We start from the raw sequence: 18,098 nt of genomic DNA, 5'->3' as shown, positions 1-18,098 counted from the left end.
GGTAGGAGAGCCGGCGTGAGCTTGAGGATCGTTGTCACCGTGAAGTACGTGCCTGACGCCACCGGCGACCGGCACTTCGCCGATGACCTGACCGTCGACCGGGATGACGTGGACGGCCTGCTGTCGGAGCTGGACGAGTATGCGGTCGAGCAGGCCCTGCAGATCGCGGACGAGGCGGACGACGCGGAGATCACCGTGCTGACGGTGGGCCCCGAGGACGCGAAGGACGCGCTGCGCAAGGCGTTGTCGATGGGCGCGGACAAGGCCATCCATGTCGAGGACGATGACCTGCACGGCACGGATGCGCTGGGTACGTCGCTGGTTTTGGCGAAGGCGATCGAGAAGGCCGGCTACGACCTGGTGATCTCGGGCATGGCGTCCACCGACGGCACGATGGGTGTGGTGCCGGCGCTGCTGGCCGAGCGCCTGGGCGTCCCGCAGGTCACCCTGCTCTCCGAGGTGTCCGTGGCGGACGGTGTGGTCAAGGGCCGCCGTGATGGTGATGCCGCTTCCGAGCAGCTGGAGGCCTCGCTGCCGGCGGTGGTGTCGGTGACCGACCAGTCGGGCGAGGCGCGCTACCCCTCCTTCAAGGGCATCATGGCGGCGAAGAAGAAGCCGGTGGAGGCCTGGGACCTGTCGGATCTGGACCTGGAGGCCGAGGAAGTGGGCCTGGAGGGTGCCTGGACGAAGGTCGACTCGGCCACCGAGCGTCCCGCGCGCACGGCGGGCACGATCGTCAAGGACGAGGGCGAGGGCGGCAAGCAGCTCGCTGAGTTCCTCGCGGGCCAGAAGTTCATCTGAGCTTCAGCCACCCCCTGAAATCCGCCCCCCTTTCTCGTACTTGCAGGAGAGAAGAAGTCCCATGGCTGAAGTTCTCGTCTATGTCGATCACGTGGACGGTGCCGTCCGCAAGCCCACCCTGGAGCTGTTGACGCTGGCCCGCCGGATCGGCGAGCCCGTCGCCGTGGCCCTTGGCAACGGCGCCGCGGAGACCGTCGGCGCGCTGGCCGAGCACGGCGCCGTCAAGGTCCTGACCAACGATGCCGCCGAGCTCGCCGACTACCTGGTCGTGCCGAAGGTGGACGCGCTGCAGGCCGCCTACGACGCGGTGTCCCCGGCCGCGGTGCTGGTGCCCTCCTCCGCCGAGGCCAAGGAGATCGCCGCGCGTTTGGCGCTGCGCATCAAGGGCGGCATCATCACCGACGCCGTCGATCTGGAAGCCTCCGATGAGGGCCCGGTCGCCACGCAGTCGGCGTTCGCCGCGTCCTACACGACCAAGTCGCGTGTTTCGACCGGCACTCCGGTCATCACCATCAAGCCCAACAGTGCTGCGGTGGAGGCCGCCCCGGCAGCGGGCGCGGTCGAGGCGCTGGCCGTGTCCTTCTCGGCGCAGGCGACGGGTACGAAGGTGACCGCGCGTACGCCGCGTGAGTCGACCGGGCGTCCGGAGCTGACCGAGGCCGCGATCGTGGTTTCCGGTGGCCGTGGCGTGAACGGTGCGGACAACTTCCACCTCATCGAGTCGCTCGCCGACTCGCTGGGTGCGGCTGTCGGCGCCTCGCGTGCGGCGGTGGACGCGGGCTGGTACCCGCACTCCAACCAGGTCGGCCAGACCGGCAAGTCGGTGTCGCCGCAGTTGTACATCGCTTCGGGTATCTCGGGTGCGATCCAGCACCGGGCGGGCATGCAGACGTCCAAGACGATCGTGGCGATCAACAAGGACGCCGAGGCCCCGATCTTCGACCTGGTCGACTACGGCGTGGTCGGCGACCTCTTCGACGTCGTCCCCGCCCTCACCGAAGAGGTCAACACCCGCAAGGGCTAAGCCTGTTCGCACTTCAGCCCGGCCGCGCGGAGTCCGCGCGGCCGGGCTGAGTACTGTGCGGCCCAGGTGCCCCCGCCGACCCCGTCCCCACGACGACATGCTCGCCACTCAGCCCATCGGCTACTGGAGCGGCCTGGCGCATGACGCGGTAACCCGGCACCTGCGCGACGCACTGGCCCGGACAGATGTCACGCAGCCGCAGTACTGGGTGCTCAACCGCGTCAACGGCGGCCCCACAGCGCCGAGTCGGGAAGAAGTGGCCAGTCAGCTGACCCCGCTCGCGGACGGGCCGTACGACATCGCGCGCGTCGTCGACCAGCTGCTGCACCGCGGCTGGCTCACGACCGACGACGGGCAGCGCCTGCACCTCACCGAAGCGGGCGAGGCGGCCAGGGTCCGGCTGCGCGGGGTGATGACCGAGCTGCGCGCCGTGGTGCATGAGGGCATCAGCGACGAGGAGTACGTGGCGGCGCTGAAGGTGTTGCGCGCGATGGTGGCCAACGTCCAGGGCGCGCAGGGCTCGTGAGGTCTCAGGAGGCGCGGCATCGGCCGCCCCTCCTGCCTACCCGCCCGTTCACTCGAGAGTGCGGAGAGCCGAGGTCAGGTCGTCGAGGTGCCGTGCGACCGGGCCCAAGGTGAGAATACCGCTGCCCGCACCCGCCAACTCCCCTGCTGCTGGGACGAGTTCAGCGTGGGCACGTTCCATCGTCTCCCTGTCCTCCAGGGCTGTCGCCGCACGCCCCGCCAGGCACCACATGGCCTCTTGCAGCAGGTCGCGGGGCGGGTCCGGGATGCGACGCAACGCCTCGGCCGCTTCACCGCGACGGTCCTGGGACAGCAGCACCAAGGGGCGAGCCCAGGGTTCGTACGGGCCCCAGTCCGTGCCGACGTCCTGCCCCTGGCCCAAGGACAGCAGCGCGAGCGGCAGCAAGCCGCGCTCCAGGCCCGGCATGCCCGAACCGTCCAGTCGCCCGGCAGCTTCCCGGTAGGCGGCCTCGGCTGCCGAGGTCTGACCTGTCGCGGCGAGTCGCAGCGCCGCGTACCACTGGGTGAACACCCCTGCCAGCGGCAGCTCATGACGCTCCGCCAGGAGGTCCGCGGCCGCCGCGTGGCCGTCGGCGCCCGGGAAGTCCGCGAGTGCGCTGCGGGCCTGGAGCCGGATGAGGTGGCCGAGGACTTCGTAGGTGGCGAGCCCGTGCCGGGTGGACAGGGCTACGAGTTCGGCGCCGATCGCGTCCCGGTCCGCGGCGAGGCCCGTGCGGTGGAAGCTCTGCATGAACAGGCCGTTGAGGGCGAACGCGAGGAGCCCGGGGTCGTCGAGCCGGCGGGCGATCTCCTCGGCCTGCCGGGCGGCCTGGGGCCCGCGCGCCGATCTGGTGCCGCGTGACTCCAGGGCGATCGTGGCGAGCAGGCGGGCCCGCGCCGCCGGGTGCGCGTCGGGGCGGAGTGCGGCCAGGGTGCGTTCGGCCGCCGCGACGACCTGCGCGGCCTGGCGCGGGTCGTCGGCGCGGGTCCAGATCGCCGGGACGTCGTACGCGCCGATCACGCGGGCGGTGAGTTCCGCGTCGCCCAGTTCCTCCGCTGCCTCGACGGCCGCCATGCGGTGCTCGCGGGCGGCTTCGAGGCCGCCGCCCCCGGTGACCGCGAGGTTGCGCAGCAGGCTCACCGTCGAGTCCAGCCGGGCGCGGGCGCCGGATGCCACGGTGCGGTCGTAGGCGGTGGTGGCCCGCGCCCACACCTGTTCCGCCGCGCCACCGGCGGTCCGGGACGGCTCGGGGTCCAGGTGGCGGGCCTGCCCGAGGATGTCGGCCTCCAGGCGGCGCAGGGCGGGGCCGGGGTCCACGCCCAGTTGCTCGACCAGGAGCGCGCGGGCCCGGCGCAGGACCGCGAGGGCGTCGCCCTGGCGGCCGGTGCGGTAGAGCGCGAGGGCGAGGAGCCGCCAGGCGTCCTCGCGCCACGGGTGCTCGGCCACGTGCGCGTCGAGGTCGGGCACCGCGTCGGCGGGGCGTCCCAGGTCGAGCCGCGCCGCGGCCCGGCGCTCGACGGCGTGCAGGCGCAGCTCGCCCAGGCGGGAGCGCTCGGCGCGGGCCCAGGCCTCGTCGGGGAACTCGGCGTAGGCAGGGCCGCGCCACCACCCGAGCGCCTCTTCCAGGTGGTCGACGGCCTCCCGCGGCGGCAGGTTCGCCGCGTCGGTCACCGCCTGCTCGAAGCGCCACGCGTCCACCGCGGCGGGCTCGGCGCGCAGGGCGTACCCCGGGCCCTCGGTGACGAGGAGTCGGGCGGGCCTACGGGGCAGGCGCCCGGGTTCCAGGGCTCGGCGCAGCGCGGCGACGAAGGTGCGTACGGCCCCGATCGCGTCCTGGGGAGGGTCCGTCCACAGGTCGTCGACCAGGCGGGCGACCGGGACGACGCGGCGGCGGGCGACGATCAGCCGGGCGAGCACCGCGCGGTGCCGCGGCCCCTTCAGCGCGACGGCTTCCCCGGTGCCGTCCCAGGCCGCCACCGGCCCGAGCACCCCGTACGTGACCTGCACGCCTGACCAGCCTTTCCACCCGTTCCCGTGGGCATCGCCCCTGGTCACGGTAGCGCGCTCATCGGATGCTCATCGGCGCCCGGCAGGCTCGGGAGCACCTGTTCCGCCACCGCGAAGGACCGTGACCGTGACCCCTGCCCCTGCCCCTGCCCCTGCCATCGAGAACTTCAGCTACCGCCGTGTGCCCGCCTCGGAGGGCGTCAGCCTGAACGTGGCCATCGGCGGCTCGGGGCCGCCGCTCGTGCTCCTTCACGGCTTCCCGCAGACCCATCTGATGTGGCGGCACGTCGCCGCCGATCTCGCAGCGGACCACACGGTGATCTGCCCCGACCTGCGCGGCTACGGGGCGAGCGACAAACCCGCGGAGACCGATGGCACCACGTACTCCAAGCGCACCATGGCGGCCGACGTCGTCGCCGTGGCCCGCGCCCTCGGTCACGAGCGGTTCGCGCTGGCCGGGCACGACCGGGGTGCCCTGGTCGCCTTCCGCGCCGGTCTCGACCACCCCGGCACGATCACGCACCTGGCCTGTCTCGACGTGCTGCCCACCCTGGACATGTGGGACGTGATGCACGGCGTCACCGCCGCCGTCGGCTTCCATCTCTACCTGATGGCCCAACCTCCCGGCCTTCCCGAGCAGTTGATCGCCGCCGCGCCGGACGCGTTCTTCGGTCACTTCCTCGACATCTGGGCGAATGATGCACGGGCGATCCCCGCCGGCGTACGCGCCGCCTATCTGGACGCCTGTCGCGCCGCGGTGCCCTCGATCGTGGCCGACTTCCGCGCCACCGCCGGGATCGACGTCGGGCACGACCGGGCCGACCGGGACGCCGGCAGCACGCTGCGGATGCCGGTCACCGTGCTCCAGCAGGACTGGGGCGCCGCGCTCGGCTTCGACGCGGCGGCCCTGTGGGGCACCTGGGCGCCGGACCTGCGGCACACCTCCGTGGCCTGCGGCCACTTCATGGCCGAGGAAGCGCCGGACGAGGTCGCCGGTGCGCTACGGGACCTCCTCACGCGCTGAACCCTCGTCCCGCGCCGACCCGCCTTATAACTGCGTTCAGCCCATCGAACGGTGCGTGAGCGGCAGATGTCCGGTATGCCGGATAGAAGGCAATGCGTGCCCTCCTCCGGCCGCCGGGTGCGTATGCTCACCGACTCGGCCCGGATATCTGTTCGCGGATTTCTGTTATTTCCGTACGCTCACGCGATCTCCCAGGTGTAAGGCCAATCGTGCCGACGATGAAAGCGAGTGAGGCAGTCCATGATCGGTGAACACGATCCTCTGGTGACGGCGGCGCAGACCGGGGACCAGCAGGCGCAGGACGAGCTGGTGGCCGGATACCTGCCGCTGGTCTACAACATCGTCGGGCGGGCGCTCGACGGCCACGCCGACGTCGACGACGTCGTGCAGGAGACCATGCTGCGCGCGCTCGCCGGCCTGGCGTCGCTCCGCGATCCGGCGAGCTTCCGGTCCTGGCTCGTGGCCATCGCCATGAACGAGATCCGCAGGCACTGGGCTCAGCGCGCGTCCGGTCAGAAGAGCCCGAGCCCGCTCCACGAGGCGCACGACGTCGCGGACCCCGGCGCCGACTTCGTCGACCTGACGATCATCCGGCTCGGCCTGGTGGGGCAGCGCAAGGAGGTGGCCGAGGCGACCCGGTGGCTGGACACCGACGACCGCGCGCTTCTCTCGCTGTGGTGGCTCGAGGTCTCCGGGGAGCTGACCCGGCCGGAGGTCGCCGTGGCCATGGAGCTGCCCACGCAGCACGCCACCGTGCGGGTGCAGCGGATGAAGACGCAGCTGGAGACGGCCCGGATCGTGGTCCGCGCCCTCGCCGCGGCGCCCCGGTGCCCGTACCTGAGCGAAGTGGTGGCCCCGTGGGACGGCACGCCGTCCGCCCTCTGGCGCAAGCGCCTGGCCCGGCACGTCCGTGACTGCCCGATGTGCTCGGGCCACGGCGCGGGCATGGTGCTCGCCGAGCGGCTCCTGGTGGGCCTCGCCCTGGTGCCGCTGTCCGCCGCGCTCGCCGCCCCCGGCGCGATACGCGCGGTGAGCGCGGCCGACGCCCACCACCTGACGGCCGGCTCACCGCACACAGCGCCCGATGCGCACTCCACGGGCGCCGGTACGTACGAGATATCCGGCTCCCGGAGCGCCCCGGCGAGACATGCCGCCAAGCGCCACCGGACTCCGCGCAAGGGCCGGACCGTGGCCGCGGGGGTCGCCGTGCTCGTCGTGGCGACCGGGGTCATCTACTCGGCCACGCGCCCCTCGGACGAGAAGAAGACCGAGGCGCAGCCCCTGACCGCATCCCAGCCGTCCTCCTCGGCGGCCCCGTCCACCAAGGCCGCCACGCCGAGCAAGTCCCCCTCCGCCTCCCCCAGCCGCTCGAAGAAGGCGTCCCCCAAGGCCACGCCCTCGAAGAAGACCAAGGCGCCGAAGCCCAGGGCGAGCACCCCGAAGCCCACCCGTACCAGCACCCCGCCCCAGGCCCCGCAGGCCCCGGCGGGCAACTCGTACGGCGAGCAGGTCACCCGGCTCGCCAACGCCGAGCGGGCGAAGAGCGGCTGCGGCCCGCTGACCCTCAACAGCAAGCTGGACGACGCGGCGCAGGGCCACTCCGACGACATGGCGGAGCGCGACTTCTTCGACCACACGAACCCCGACGGCAAGGACCCCGGCGACCGGGTCACGGCTGCCGGCTACCAGTGGACCACCTACGGCGAGAACATCGCCGCGGGCCAGCGCACCCCGGCCGCCGTGATGGACTCCTGGATGAACAGCTCCGGCCACCGCGCCAACATCCTCAACTGCTCCTTCAAGGAGATCGGCGTCGGCTACCGGCAGGGCAGCGGAGGCCCCTGGTGGACGCAGAACTTCGGCGCGCGGTAGCCGTGCCCGCGGGGCCAGGGTTTCGACGGGCGGGGGTGCCTTCGCTCGCATAGCGTGAAGGCAACTGGAACCGCCGGAACTGGAGGCCTCGCGATGTCGGCGTACCCGGAAGGCACCCCCTGTTGGGCGGACGCGATGTTCCCCGACGTGGCGGCCGCGAAGAGCTTCTACGGCGAGCTGCTCGGCTGGACGTTTGACTCCGGTTCGGAGGAGTTCGGCGGCTACACGCAGGCCCGCTCGGACGGCAAGGCCGTGGCGGCCGTCGTCCCGCAGATGCAGGGCGTGGAGGGGCCCGCCGCCTGGAACCTCTACTTCGCCTCGCCCGATGCCACGGCGACGGCCGCCAGGATTCGTGACCACGGCGGGACCCTCGCCGTGGAGCCGACGCCGGTCGGTGAGTTCGGCACCATGGTGCTGGCCCAGGAGCCGAGCGGCGCGTACTTCAGCGTCTGGCAGCCCGGCACCCACCAGGGCTTCGAGAAGACCGGCGAGGCGGGCGCGTACTGCTGGGCGGAGCTCACCACGCGGGACCCGGCGGCGACAGACGCGTTCCTGCCCGCCGTCTTCCCCTTCGGAACGAAGAGGATGGACGTCGACGACGTCGACTTCAACGTCCTCGAGGTCGAGGGGGAGCCCGTGCTCGGCCGGCTGAAGATGACCGAGGACTTCCCGCCGGACGTGTCTCCGTTCATCAACGTGCATTTCGCCGTGGACAACTGCGACGCCGCGATCGCCGTCGTCACCAAGCTCGGCGGCCGCCTGTTCTTCGGGCCGATGGACAGCCCCTTCGGCCGCTTCGCCACGGTCGCCGACCAACAGGGCGCCGTCTTCAGCGTCATCGACCTGACGACCACCGAGGGCGAGATGCCCACGTTCTCCTAGGGAGATCGTTTCCTGGGAGATCCGTCAGAAGGGCTCCGGCGCCCGGGTGAACGCCCGCCGGTAGGACCGCGGCGGCACGCCCCTGCGGCGTACGAACTGCTCGCGCAGGACGGCCGCGCTGCCGTACCCGACCCGGTGGGCGATCTCCTCCACCGGCAGGTCCGTGGTCTCCAGGAGTTCCTCCGCGCTGCTCAGCCGCAGGTTGACCAGCCAGGCGTGCGGGGTGGTGCCGGTCGCCGCCGAGAAACGGCGGGCGAAGGACCGTCTGCTCATCAGGGCGCGGCGGGCCAGCTCCGCGACCGGCAGCGGTTCGTGCAGATGCGCGCGGGCCCAGTCGAGCACCTCGGCGAGACGGTCGTCCCCGCAGTCCTCGGGGACGGGAGCGGCCAGGTACTGGGCCTGGCCGCCGTCGCGGTGGGAGGGCAGGACGAGGTCCCGGGCGATGGTGTTGGCCGTCGCCGCGCCGTACTCCCGTCTGAGCAGATGCAGGCTGAGGTCGAAGCCCGCGGCCGCACCCGCGCCCGTGACGACCTGGCCCTCGTCGATGTAGAGGGCCTCGGCCTCCACGGTGACGTCCGGATACCGCCCGGCGAGGAGCTCCGCGAACCGCCAATGGGTGGTCGCGCGCCGCCCGTCGAGCAGCCCCGCCGCGGCCAGGGCGAAGGCTCCCACGCAGTGCCCCGCGACCAGACCGCCCCGCTCGTGGGCGGCGGTGAGCGCGTCGAGGACGGCGGGCGCGGGCGGCGTACGGAAGTCGGCCCAGGGCAGGGCGATCACGAGGTCGGCGGCGGCGAGCCGGTCGAGGCCGTGCTCCACGGTGATCGGCACCCCCGCGTCGGTGCGGACCTGCCCGGGGCGGTCGGTGCACAGGGCGAAGTCGAAGCGGGGCAGACCGGGACCCCGCTCGTCGAACACCTCGGAGACGATGCCGGCGCCGAGGATGCCGACGCCCGCCGGGGCGTAGGCGGCGATGGTCACGAAAGGCGGCATACGGGAGTGTGGCACGTTTCCTGCGATCAGTGGCAGAAGGGCCACTCGTTGCCGGGCCGGGCGACCGGAAGACTCATCGGCATGACGACAGACGCGCCGCTCGGCCAGAGCGCCACCTACACGATCCTGACCACCGGCTACACGGGCTCCACCGGCCCCGGGGTCGCCGCCACGGTCTCCTACGTACGCGACGGCGACCGGCATGTGATCGTCGACCCGGGCATGGTGGCGAGCCGGGACCGGATCCTGGGCCCGCTCGCGGAGTTGGGCCTGGGACCGGACGACATCACCGACGTGGTGCTCAGCCACCACCACCCGGACAACACCATGAACGTGGGCCTCTTCGGGCGGGCCCGGGTCCACGACCACAAGGCGATCTACGAGAACGACCAGTGGACCGACCGGGACGCCGAGGGCTTCGAACTCGCCCCGTCCCTGCGGCTCATCCGCACCCCGGGACACAGCCGCGAGGACATCACGCTGCTGGCGGGCACCGCCGAGGGCACCATCGCCTTCGTGGGCGACCTGTGGTGGCGTCCGAACGGCCCGGTGGAAGACCCGGTGTCCCCGGACCTCACGACGCTGCGGACATCACGGCTGCGGGTGCTCGCCACCGCCGACGTGATCGTGCCGGGTCACGGCGGCGCGTTCGAGGCCGACGAGTCGGCGCCGGTCTGATCGGCGGTGTTCTCAGAGCCGGCGCCAGCGCGCGGAGGCGAAGGAGAAGACGCCGAAGAGGATGAGACCGGCCGCGACGGCGGCCAGCAGCCAGGGGCCCGCGGGGGTGTGCGAGAAGCTGCGGAGCGTCGCGTCCACACCCTTGGCCTCGTCGGGGTCGAACTGGACGGCTGCCGTCGCGATGAAGACGCCCGCGGCGGCGAACACCGCGCCGCGCGCGACACCGCCGGTCACGCCCAGGGCCGTGACGACCTGCCGCTTGCGGCCCTTGAGGGAGCCGAGGTCCAGCTGCTTCAGGAAGCGGCGCATCATCGCCCGTACGGCGAGCACCACCCCGACGCCGATCAGGACGCAGCCCGCGGCCCCCACCAGGTAGCGGCCGTAGGGAAGTTCCAGCGCGGTCTTCGTCCAGTCCTGGGACTTGGCGTCGCCGCTGGAACCCTGGCCTCCGCCGGCCGCGTACGAGGCGGTCGCCCAGCAGACGAAGGCGTAGAAGACCGCCCTGCCGCCGTCGAGGGCCCGGGACGGGGCCTTGCGGTGGGGCCCGCGCCTCCCCACCGCGCGGGCGCCCCGCCACAGAACCATGCAGCCGAAGCCGAGGGCCAGCGCCCACAGCATGACCTCGCCGAAGGGCTGTTCGCGGACCTGGGCCAACGCGCCCTGCCGGTCGGCCTCTTCATCGCTGCTGCCGAGGGCGATCTGCAGGGCCAGCGCGCCGATGAGGACGTAGACGACACCCCGTGCGACGAAGCCCGCACGGCCTGCCGCTGTCAACGATTCGTTCTCCGCCGAGCGGCCGGCAAAGGGCCTCTTGGTCCAGCCTCGTTTGTGCGCTCGAGACAGCGTCATCGTGTCCTCCCAGAACCATCAGCGCGCGGTACGCGCTCGGTCACCGAGTGCCCCCGTCGGCGGCCGGGCATTCCTGAGGGGTGCGTCACGCCTCCCGGGCCTCAGTGAGACGTTCCCCCGGACCTCGACTCTCGTGAGCTGATGTGGAGGCAGCCCGTGGCGCCCGGCGCGAAGTCCATGCCGGTCTCCTCCGCCATCGTGGCGAAGAACTTGCGGCCGTCCGCGGACTGCCGGGAGGTGGTCCACGCGTAGCCCGGCCAGGGGTCCGTGGCGCGGTGGAGGGCCTCGCGCCCCAGGCCCAGGCCCTGCCAAGGGCCCGCGATCGCGATGGTGTTGACGTGGGCGGCGGCGCAGAGGTGGCACACCTGGTGGACGAGGTGGCCGATCTCCCGGCCGCCGGTGTCGAGGAGCGTGATGACCTGGCGGCCCGCCGCCACCGTGGCGGGGGCGCATCGGTAGGTGACCGCCTGCGGACAGGGAGGAGGCGGTCTTCGGAACTTCACCACCAGCACACTAGCCACAGGAAACGACCCCCGTATATCCCCGTACAGGGTGGCTTTTCGTGCCGGGAAGGGCGCTTCGGGCGGGCCCGGGAGAGGACCGGGGAGGGGCTCATCGGCGGCCTGTGGTCGCCCATGACGGGGTAGTTCGAGTGCCCGTGGCTGGCGATGAGTCGCACGGCATCCCGGCCCGGTCACACGTCCCTTCGGCGCAGGCGCAACCCGGCCGCCAGCAGGAGCAGCAGGGTGTACGCGGCGACCAGGCCGAGCGAGGGCCAGGCGCCGAGGCTGCCGACGGTCTCCGGGCTCGCGTCCGAGGTCTGCGTGAGCTTTTCCAGGGCGGCGGTCGGCGTCGCGCCCACGACCCAGCGCTGGAGGTCGCCGAGCAGCGGTCCGAACAGGGAGGGCAGGAGCAGCACGCCGACCACCGTGACGACCGCCCCGGCCGAGTGCTTCAGGAGGGTGCCGACCGCGAGGCCGATGAGACCGACGAGCGCGAAGAGCCCCGCGATGCCGAGCAGCGCGGGCATCGGCTCCCCCTGGGCGTACGCGCCGTCCTCCAGGACCGCGCCGCCGAGGAGATAGGCCACCGTGCAGGAGACAAGGCCGGTGGCGTACAGCAGGCAGGCCAGCAGCGTCGCCTTCGCGGCGAGCACCCGGCCGCGGCGCGGTACGGCGGTGAGGGTGGCGCCGATGGTGCCGCTCGCGTACTCGCCGCACATGGTCAGCGCGCCCACCGTCCCCGCGACCATCAGCGAGACGACGCTGAGGGTGAGACTGCCGCCGAGCACCGTGTCGTCGGGCTGCAGGCTGCCGCTCAGGCCGACGAACACCGCGCCGACGACGGTGAGCGCGCCGGTCACGAGCAGGGTCCAGCGCGTGGAACGCAGGCTCGCGAACTTGGTCCACTCGAAGGCGAGGGCCTCGCGGAAGCCGGGGGTGGGCGGGGCGCTTCTCGGCGTCACTGTCGCCGTCGCTGTCGTCGTCATCGGACCGGTTCCTTTCCCTTGGACGCCTGGGGTCCCTTGGGCGCCACGGCTTCGTACGGCGGCGTCGCCGTGCCCCGGTACTCCACCGAGGTCTTCGTCATGTCGGTGTAGACCTCCTCCAAGGAGGAGAAGACGGGGGTGAGTTCATGGAGGGCCAGGCCCTGCGTGCGGGCCAGCTCGCCGATCTCGGCGGGCCTCAGGCCGTCCACCCGCCAGCCGCCCCGCGCGTCCAGACGCACGGAGGCGCCCGCCGCCTCAAGGAGGGCCCGCATCCGCTGCGCCTCACCGTCGGGCGTACGCAGCAGGGTGGCGCCCTGGGAGTTGGTCTCGATGAAGTCCCGCATGTCGGTGTCCGCGAGGAGGCGCCCGCGGCCGATCACGATGAGGTGATCGGCGGTCAGTTCCATCTCGCTCATGAGATGGCTGGAGAGGAAGACCGTCCTGCCCTCCGCGGCAAGGGACTTGAGCAGGTCGCGGATCCAGCGGATGCCCTCGGTGTCCAGGCCGTTCACCGGCTCGTCGAGGATGAGTACGCCGGGGTCGCCGAGCAGCGCGGCCGCGATGCCCAGGCGCTGGCCCATGCCCAGGGAGAGTCCTTTGGCCCGCCGTCCGGCGACCTCCGTGAGGCCCACCGCCTCGAGTACCTCGTCGACCCGGCGCGCGCCGATGCCGTTGCTGCGGGCCAGGCCGAGGAGGTGTCGGCGCGTGGTGCGCCCGCCGTGCACCGACCTGGCGTCCAGGAGCGAGCCGACCTCGCGCAGGGGCGCGGCGAGGCGGTCGTAGCGGCGCCCGTCGACCGTGACCGTGCCGCCGCTCGGCGCGTCGAGGCCGAGGATCATGCGCATGGTGGTCGACTTCCCGGCACCGTTCGGGCCGAGGAAGCCGGTCACGCGGCCGGGGCGGACGCTGAAGGTGAGTCGGTCGACAGCCGCCTTGTCGCCGTACCGTTTGGTGAGTTCCCGTGCTTCGATCATGCCGTCGACGCTACGGAGGCCGGGCGCCCCGGGAATCTGCCCGAGGGAGTCGACGACTACTCCCTGCGGAGTACGGGCCGCCGGAGACGGGGGCCTGGCTCAGGCTTCGCCCGCGCGCACCAGGGCCGTCTCGTAAGCGAGTACCACCAACTGGGCCCTGTCCCGCGCCCCGAGCTTGGTCATCGACCGGCTGACGTGCGTCTTGGCTGTCAGCGGCGACATGAGGAGCCGAGCGCCGATCTCGTCGTTCGACAGTCCGCGGCCGACCAGCGCGAGCACCTCGCGCTCCCGGTCCGTCAGCGGATCGAGGAGCCGCAGCGCCTGGGCCTCGGGCGCCTTGAGGCGGGCGAACTCCTCGATCACGCGGCGCGTGACCCCGGGCGCCAGGAGGCTCTGCCCTGCGGCCACGGTGCGGATCGCGGTGCGCAGGTCGTCCGGTTCGATGTCCTTGAGCAGGAACCCGGCTGCGCCCGCGCGCAGCGCCTCGAAGACGTACTCGTCGGTCTCGAAGGTGGTCAGGACCAGGACGCGTACGGCGTCGAGGGCGCGGTCGGCGACGATGCGGCGCGTGGCTTCGAGGCCGTCCACCCGCGGCATGCGGATGTCCATCAGGACGATGTCCGGGCGCGTGGTGCGGGTCAGCTCGACGGCCGCGAGGCCGTCCGCCGCCTCGCCGACAACGGCGAGGTCGTCGGTGAGGTCGAGCAGAGCGCGAAAGCCGGCCCGGACGACCGTCTGGTCGTCGGCAAGGACCACCCGGATCCGCTCACTCATCGCGCTCCTCCCTCGACCGGAAGCACCGCGCGCACCCGCCACCCGCCGCTCCGCAGCGGGCCCGCCTCCAGGTCGCCGCCCATCGTCGTGGCCCGTTCACGCATGCCGATCAGGCCGTACCCCTCGCCCGAGGCCACGTCACTCCCCGGGCCGTCGTCGATGACCTCCGCGACCAGGCCCTCGCCCACCACCGCCACCGCCACCGCCACGTGCCGGGCGTCCGCATGCTTGATCACGTTGGTCAGTGCCTCCTGGACGATGCGGTACGCCGCCAACTCCACCAGCTGCGGCAGCTCCCGGCCACCCGTGTCGGTGTGCAGGGACACCTGCAGCCCGGTGCCGCGTACCCCCTCCACCAGTTCGTCCAGTTGCGCGAGGCGGGGAGCCGGATCGGCGGTGGCCGTGCGCCGGCCCTCTCGCAGCACCCCCACCGTGGTCCGCAGCTCGCGCACGGCTTCCTTGCCCGATGTCCGCACCTGCCGCATCGCCGTCCGCGCCACCTCGGGTCTGCTGTCGAGGGCGTCCAGGGCGAGGCCCGCCTGCACGGTCATCGCCGACACGGTGTGGGCGATGACGTCGTGCAGTTCGCGTGCGATGCGCACCCTCTCCTGGTCGACCTTGCGCCGCGCCTCCCGCTCCCGGTCGGCCTCGGCCCGTTCGGCCCGTTCGGCGTACTCCCGCAGCAACTCCCGCCGCCCGCGCACCACTTCGCCGAGCAGCAGCGGCACGAGGGGCCAGAGCATCTCCAGGAGCGGGGCGCCCTGCGGCTGGGCCACGTCCTTGCCCGCGATGACGGACACCGTCCCCGACACGAGGGCGGCGACCACGGCGGTCCGCAGCGTGCGGCGCCGGTCACCCCGTACGGCGAGGGCGTACAGCGCGACCATCACCGGCAGATTGAGCAGCTCCCCGATGTGCCCGTACAGCGCCCAGCCCGCGCAAGTCGCCCCGGTGACGACGGTGACGGCGACCGGCCACCTGCTGCGCACCAGGAGAGCCGCGACGGACACGCCGAACAGCAGCCACGTCAGCCAGTCGGCCTGCCGGTGGCCGGGGCCGTTGACCGCCGCGTCCAGACCCGTGAGAAGCGCGACGACCGCGGCCACGGCCAGGTCCGTGAGCTGCGAGGGCAGGGGCCACGGGAGGCGCCGCTGCCAGGAGCGGAAGGCGGTGGTCACGGAACTCACGATAGGAGCCGCGGGCGCAGAACGCGTACGACACAGGGAGTAGTCCCGGCACACAGCCCCGCGGCTCCAGCCGGGGCGCGGTCAGTTCGTGAGGGTGACGCAGGGCAGGCCCACGCTGTCGCCGCCGCGGAAGCCCTCCGCGCAGAGGCGGGTGCCCGCGGGGAAGTGGCGTTGGGGGTAGGCCTGGTCGCGGTAGGTGCGGAACTTGGCGACGTCCTCCACCTTCGTGTTCGCGCTCCAGCCGTTGGTCGTCCACACGCGCGCGCGGATGCGGTGCGGCTGGTTGGTGTTGGTGACCGACACCTCGACCCTGCCCAGATAGGTGCCGCTGTCATACGTCTCGATGCACACCGAGTGGTTGCACCACTTCCCGTCGGCCGCCGCCGACGGCCCCGAGACGATGACACAGCCCAGCGCCGCGGCCATGGCCCCGATCCCCGCGGCGATCTTCCTGGTGATGTCGTGCATGATGAGTGCCCCTCAAGCCTTCGCGTCATGGCCCGGCAGGACCTGCCGGGCCCCGGCACACCAACGCGAGAGCAAGATCATCGGTTACGCGGCGTCCCCCGCGCACCTCAGCTCCTGCGTGCTCCTCAGCAGGGCCTGCGCCATTCGTCCAGCTTCAGTTTCTTGCGCATGGACGACAGGCCGAGGCGCTTGGACTGGGCGCAGAACTTCTCGTTGGGCACGGCGTATTCGACGTGCAGCACCGCCTTGCCCGCCTTGACGAAGGGGGTGAGTGACGCGCACTCGCCGTACTGGGCGCACTCCTCGTTGACCGCGAAGTCGAAGTCCCGCACGAGCCGCGGGATCTGCGGGAGGTCGTTCTTCAGGCCGACGGACAGGCCGCGGTCGTGCGCGAGGCGGGCGACCATGCGGTTGAAGGCCAGCTGGTGGCGCGCGGTCAGGGGGAATCCGGTGCGGTTGAGGTAGCTGTCGAGCAGGTCCGGTTCGATCGCGTCGAAGCCCTTGCGGCGGCACATGTCGAACCGCTCCGCGAGGAGCGGGCGCAGCACGTCCAGGCGCCGGATGTCGAGCCAGCGCTCGCCCTTCCATCCGTTGGCGCGGCCGAGCACGGATACCGGGTAGTCATCGCTGTCGGGGCGGAAGGACTCCCAGGCACCGGCGTTGATGTAGCAGATGACGCGGCGCCCGTCGCGGTGCAGCCGGGCCACGTCGGACGCACGGTTCTCGAACCCGTCGATGTCGTAGACGGGGACGTCCACGCGCGGGTCGACGCGCCCGTCGAGCTGCCACTGCCAGGCGGTCCCGGGCCGGGGCCGCCAGACCTCGGGAGTCTCGCCGTCCCCGCCGTCCCGCTCCGCCGACGCGCAGCCGGCGAGCAGCAGGACGGTGACGAGGAGTGGGCCGAGCCAAGAAGCGCGGTGCTTCACGACGTGCCTCCGGACACCGGCAGGGGCGGTGGCTGTGTCCAGGGGTTGGGTCCCGCGCCGGGCACGGCGCAGTGCACCCCCGCGCCCCGCTGTACGGCGGTGCGCCCGGCGAGGCGGGCCAGCGCGGGCGGCACTCCGTAGACGAGGTGGCAGAACTGCTCAGGGGGGTGCTTGGCCGTCCAGGACGGGGCGGCGAACGAGCGCAGATACGTCGTCCAGTGCCCCTCGAACGTGACGAGCAGGTCGGCGGCGCGGGCATAGCCGGGCGCCGGATGCACGCCCGGGTTGAGGACCACCGTGTCCGCGCCCCGCTCCCTCACCGAACGGACCATGCGCCGGCAGTCCCGCAGCTCGCGGCGCCCGGACACGACCTGGTCCAGGAAGCAGCCGTCGACGCCGTACCAGGCGCGGTGCCGGTCCAGGTCGTCGGTGACGGCGGCCAGCGGCCGCTCCCCGTACGCCGTGTCGACGTATCCGAGCACCCGCACCCCCGCCTCGCGCAGGGCCTGCGAGGCGGCGGTGAAGGCGGGGTCGGGCGCCGTGCCCGGTCCGTCGGCGGCGTTCAGGACGACGCCGTACAGCTGGGGCGCGGCCGCCACCAGCGCCTGCCAGGCCGCGGGGTCCGCGGCCGGGTGGACGTACAGCGGCACCAGCAGGGTCATCGCGGGTTCCCGCCGGCCGGCGCGAGAGGCGGCGAGCCGCCGTCGGCGTGCTCCGGCCGCGTCCATGGCGCACCGTCCGCGGTCCACAGCGCTGTCACCGATTCCCGCAGGGAGTGTGTCGGCGTCCAGCCCAGCTCCCGTTCCGCGGCGCCGATGTCGGCGCACTGCCAGGGCACGGCCACCGAGCGGCCCACCTTGCCGAGCGACTCCTCGACACGCCCGGTGAAGCCCGCGGCGCCGACCAGGCCGTGCACCACATCGCGCACCGGCACGGCATGGCCGCTGCCGATGTTGAGCAGGCGCGGCAGCCGCCCCGGCAGGTTCACGGCGAGCGCGACGGCGTGCGCCACGTCGCGTGCGTCGACGAAGTCCCGGTGGGCGGACAGGTCGCCGACGTGGACGGTGGCGTGCGGGGTCCGGGCCACCGCGCGGCCGAGCTCGGCGGTGAGCCGCCCCGGCAGTCCGGCCCGGGGCGCCCCCGGGCCCACCGGGTTCGTGACCCGCAGCACGAGCGAGTCGAGCCGCGCGTCCAGGACGGCCAGCGTGCCGGCCAGCTTCGTGGCTCCGTACGGGGCGACCGGGCGGGCGCCGGCGTCCTCCGCCGTCCGCTCGCCGACGCCGGTCGGCCCGTACTCGGCCGCCGAGCCGAGGTGCACCAGGCGCGCGGCGGGCGCCGCCGACCCCATGGCCTCGCACAGGGCGGCCGGGCCGCGGGAGTTGACCTCGGCGAGGGTCACCGCGCTGCCGCCGACCGCGCCCACGCAGTTGACCACGGCGTCGGGCTCGGCCCGGGTCAGCTGCTCGGCCAGCGCGGCGGGCGTCATGTGGGCGAGGTCGACCCGGAGGTCGTCCGAGGGGGCGCGGCCGCCGCGGAGCAGCCGCACGCCCGGCAGGGCGTGCAGCCGCTCGGCGATGTGCCCGCCCAGGTATCCGGTGGAGCCGAGGACGAGGATGCGCACGGTCCC

Annotated in this window: 19 protein-coding genes; 7 read left to right on the top strand and 12 right to left on the bottom strand. The window is 72.8% G+C overall.

Annotated elements, in window-relative coordinates; genetic code table 11:
• The first annotated feature begins 15 nt into the window (after positions 1–15).
• The 3 genes from ACZ5U5_RS11705 to ACZ5U5_RS11695 all read left to right on the top strand — a co-directional run bounded on the left by ACZ5U5_RS11705 (position 16) and on the right by ACZ5U5_RS11695 (position 2,351).
• Positions 16–801, top strand: a complete 786-nt coding sequence (locus ACZ5U5_RS11705; RefSeq protein WP_469019613.1) for an electron transfer flavoprotein subunit beta/FixA family protein — start codon at positions 16–18, stop codon at positions 799–801.
• A 61-nt stretch (positions 802–862) separates the two neighbouring features.
• Entirely contained in the window at positions 863–1,825 is a 963-nt protein-coding gene (locus ACZ5U5_RS11700; protein ID WP_469019610.1) for an electron transfer flavoprotein subunit alpha/FixB family protein, read from the top strand.
• Between the two features lie 97 nt (positions 1,826–1,922).
• Positions 1,923–2,351 (top strand): MarR family winged helix-turn-helix transcriptional regulator, encoded by a 429-nt coding sequence (locus ACZ5U5_RS11695; RefSeq protein ID WP_469019608.1) that lies wholly within the window; start codon positions 1,923–1,925, stop codon positions 2,349–2,351.
• A 48-nt stretch (positions 2,352–2,399) separates the two neighbouring features.
• On the opposite strand, the gene ACZ5U5_RS11690 is transcribed toward ACZ5U5_RS11695, so the two are convergent.
• Positions 2,400–4,358, bottom strand: coding sequence for an AfsR/SARP family transcriptional regulator (locus tag ACZ5U5_RS11690; RefSeq protein ID WP_469019605.1), 1,959 nt, complete (start codon positions 4,356–4,358; stop codon positions 2,400–2,402).
• A gap of 127 nt (positions 4,359–4,485) precedes the next feature.
• Here ACZ5U5_RS11690 and ACZ5U5_RS11685 point away from each other — a divergent pair, with 127 nt between their 5' ends.
• From ACZ5U5_RS11685 to ACZ5U5_RS11675, 3 genes are all read left to right on the top strand, one after another.
• A complete protein-coding gene (locus ACZ5U5_RS11685) occupies positions 4,486–5,382 on the top strand; it encodes an alpha/beta fold hydrolase (RefSeq protein WP_469019603.1) in 897 nt (298 codons plus the stop codon).
• A gap of 240 nt (positions 5,383–5,622) precedes the next feature.
• A complete protein-coding gene (locus tag ACZ5U5_RS11680) occupies positions 5,623–7,254 on the top strand; it encodes a sigma-70 family RNA polymerase sigma factor (RefSeq protein WP_469019601.1) in 1,632 nt (543 codons plus the stop codon).
• Between the two features lie 93 nt (positions 7,255–7,347).
• On the top strand, positions 7,348–8,136 hold the full coding sequence (locus ACZ5U5_RS11675) for a VOC family protein (RefSeq protein WP_469019598.1): 789 nt from the start codon (positions 7,348–7,350) through the stop codon (positions 8,134–8,136).
• 24 nt (positions 8,137–8,160) lie between these two features.
• On the opposite strand, the gene ACZ5U5_RS11670 is transcribed toward ACZ5U5_RS11675, so the two are convergent.
• Entirely contained in the window at positions 8,161–9,126 is a 966-nt protein-coding gene (locus tag ACZ5U5_RS11670) for a GlxA family transcriptional regulator (RefSeq protein ID WP_469019596.1), read from the bottom strand.
• Positions 9,127–9,207: 81 nt separating this feature from the next.
• Here ACZ5U5_RS11670 and ACZ5U5_RS11665 point away from each other — a divergent pair, with 81 nt between their 5' ends.
• Positions 9,208–9,804: an MBL fold metallo-hydrolase gene (locus ACZ5U5_RS11665; protein WP_469019594.1), complete on the top strand. Its 597-nt coding sequence runs from the start codon at positions 9,208–9,210 to the stop codon at positions 9,802–9,804.
• A 12-nt stretch (positions 9,805–9,816) separates the two neighbouring features.
• Here ACZ5U5_RS11665 and ACZ5U5_RS11660 read toward each other — a convergent pair whose 3' ends face one another.
• From ACZ5U5_RS11660 to ACZ5U5_RS11615, 10 genes are all read right to left on the bottom strand, one after another.
• Positions 9,817–10,653: a DUF1206 domain-containing protein gene (locus ACZ5U5_RS11660; RefSeq protein ID WP_469019591.1), complete on the bottom strand. Its 837-nt coding sequence runs from the start codon at positions 10,651–10,653 to the stop codon at positions 9,817–9,819.
• 101 nt (positions 10,654–10,754) lie between these two features.
• Positions 10,755–11,156 (bottom strand): GNAT family N-acetyltransferase, encoded by a 402-nt coding sequence (locus ACZ5U5_RS11655; protein WP_469019589.1) that lies wholly within the window; start codon positions 11,154–11,156, stop codon positions 10,755–10,757.
• Between the two features lie 191 nt (positions 11,157–11,347).
• Entirely contained in the window at positions 11,348–12,142 is a 795-nt protein-coding gene (locus ACZ5U5_RS11650) for an ABC transporter permease (RefSeq protein WP_469019588.1), read from the bottom strand.
• A complete protein-coding gene (locus ACZ5U5_RS11645) occupies positions 12,139–13,116 on the bottom strand; it encodes an ATP-binding cassette domain-containing protein (protein ID WP_469019587.1) in 978 nt (325 codons plus the stop codon). Before ACZ5U5_RS11645 ends, ACZ5U5_RS11650 begins: the two co-directional genes overlap by 4 nt.
• Before the next feature lie 99 nt (positions 13,117–13,215).
• Positions 13,216–13,890, bottom strand: coding sequence for a response regulator transcription factor (locus tag ACZ5U5_RS11640; protein WP_469019584.1), 675 nt, complete (start codon positions 13,888–13,890; stop codon positions 13,216–13,218).
• Entirely contained in the window at positions 13,887–15,068 is a 1,182-nt protein-coding gene (locus ACZ5U5_RS11635; RefSeq protein ID WP_469019583.1) for a sensor histidine kinase, read from the bottom strand. Before ACZ5U5_RS11635 ends, ACZ5U5_RS11640 begins: the two co-directional genes overlap by 4 nt.
• Before the next feature lie 90 nt (positions 15,069–15,158).
• The gene (locus ACZ5U5_RS11630) at positions 15,159–15,545 is read right to left on the bottom strand and encodes a hypothetical protein (RefSeq protein WP_469019581.1); all 387 of its coding nucleotides are present in this window, start codon (positions 15,543–15,545) and stop codon (positions 15,159–15,161) included.
• Between the two features lie 125 nt (positions 15,546–15,670).
• Positions 15,671–16,471 (bottom strand): endo alpha-1,4 polygalactosaminidase, encoded by an 801-nt coding sequence (locus tag ACZ5U5_RS11625; protein ID WP_469019579.1) that lies wholly within the window; start codon positions 16,469–16,471, stop codon positions 15,671–15,673.
• The gene (locus tag ACZ5U5_RS11620) at positions 16,468–17,133 is read right to left on the bottom strand and encodes a spherulation-specific family 4 protein (RefSeq protein ID WP_469019578.1); all 666 of its coding nucleotides are present in this window, start codon (positions 17,131–17,133) and stop codon (positions 16,468–16,470) included. The genes ACZ5U5_RS11625 and ACZ5U5_RS11620 overlap by 4 nt, the downstream gene beginning before the upstream one ends.
• Positions 17,130–18,092: an NAD-dependent epimerase/dehydratase family protein gene (locus ACZ5U5_RS11615; protein ID WP_469019576.1), complete on the bottom strand. Its 963-nt coding sequence runs from the start codon at positions 18,090–18,092 to the stop codon at positions 17,130–17,132. Before ACZ5U5_RS11615 ends, ACZ5U5_RS11620 begins: the two co-directional genes overlap by 4 nt.
• Positions 18,093–18,098: the final 6 nt, after the last annotated feature.

Source organism: Streptomyces sp. NPDC033177, assembly GCF_055577715.1.
The sequence above is the reverse complement of the archived record's forward strand: the minus strand, read 5'-3'. Positions and strand labels throughout refer to the sequence as shown.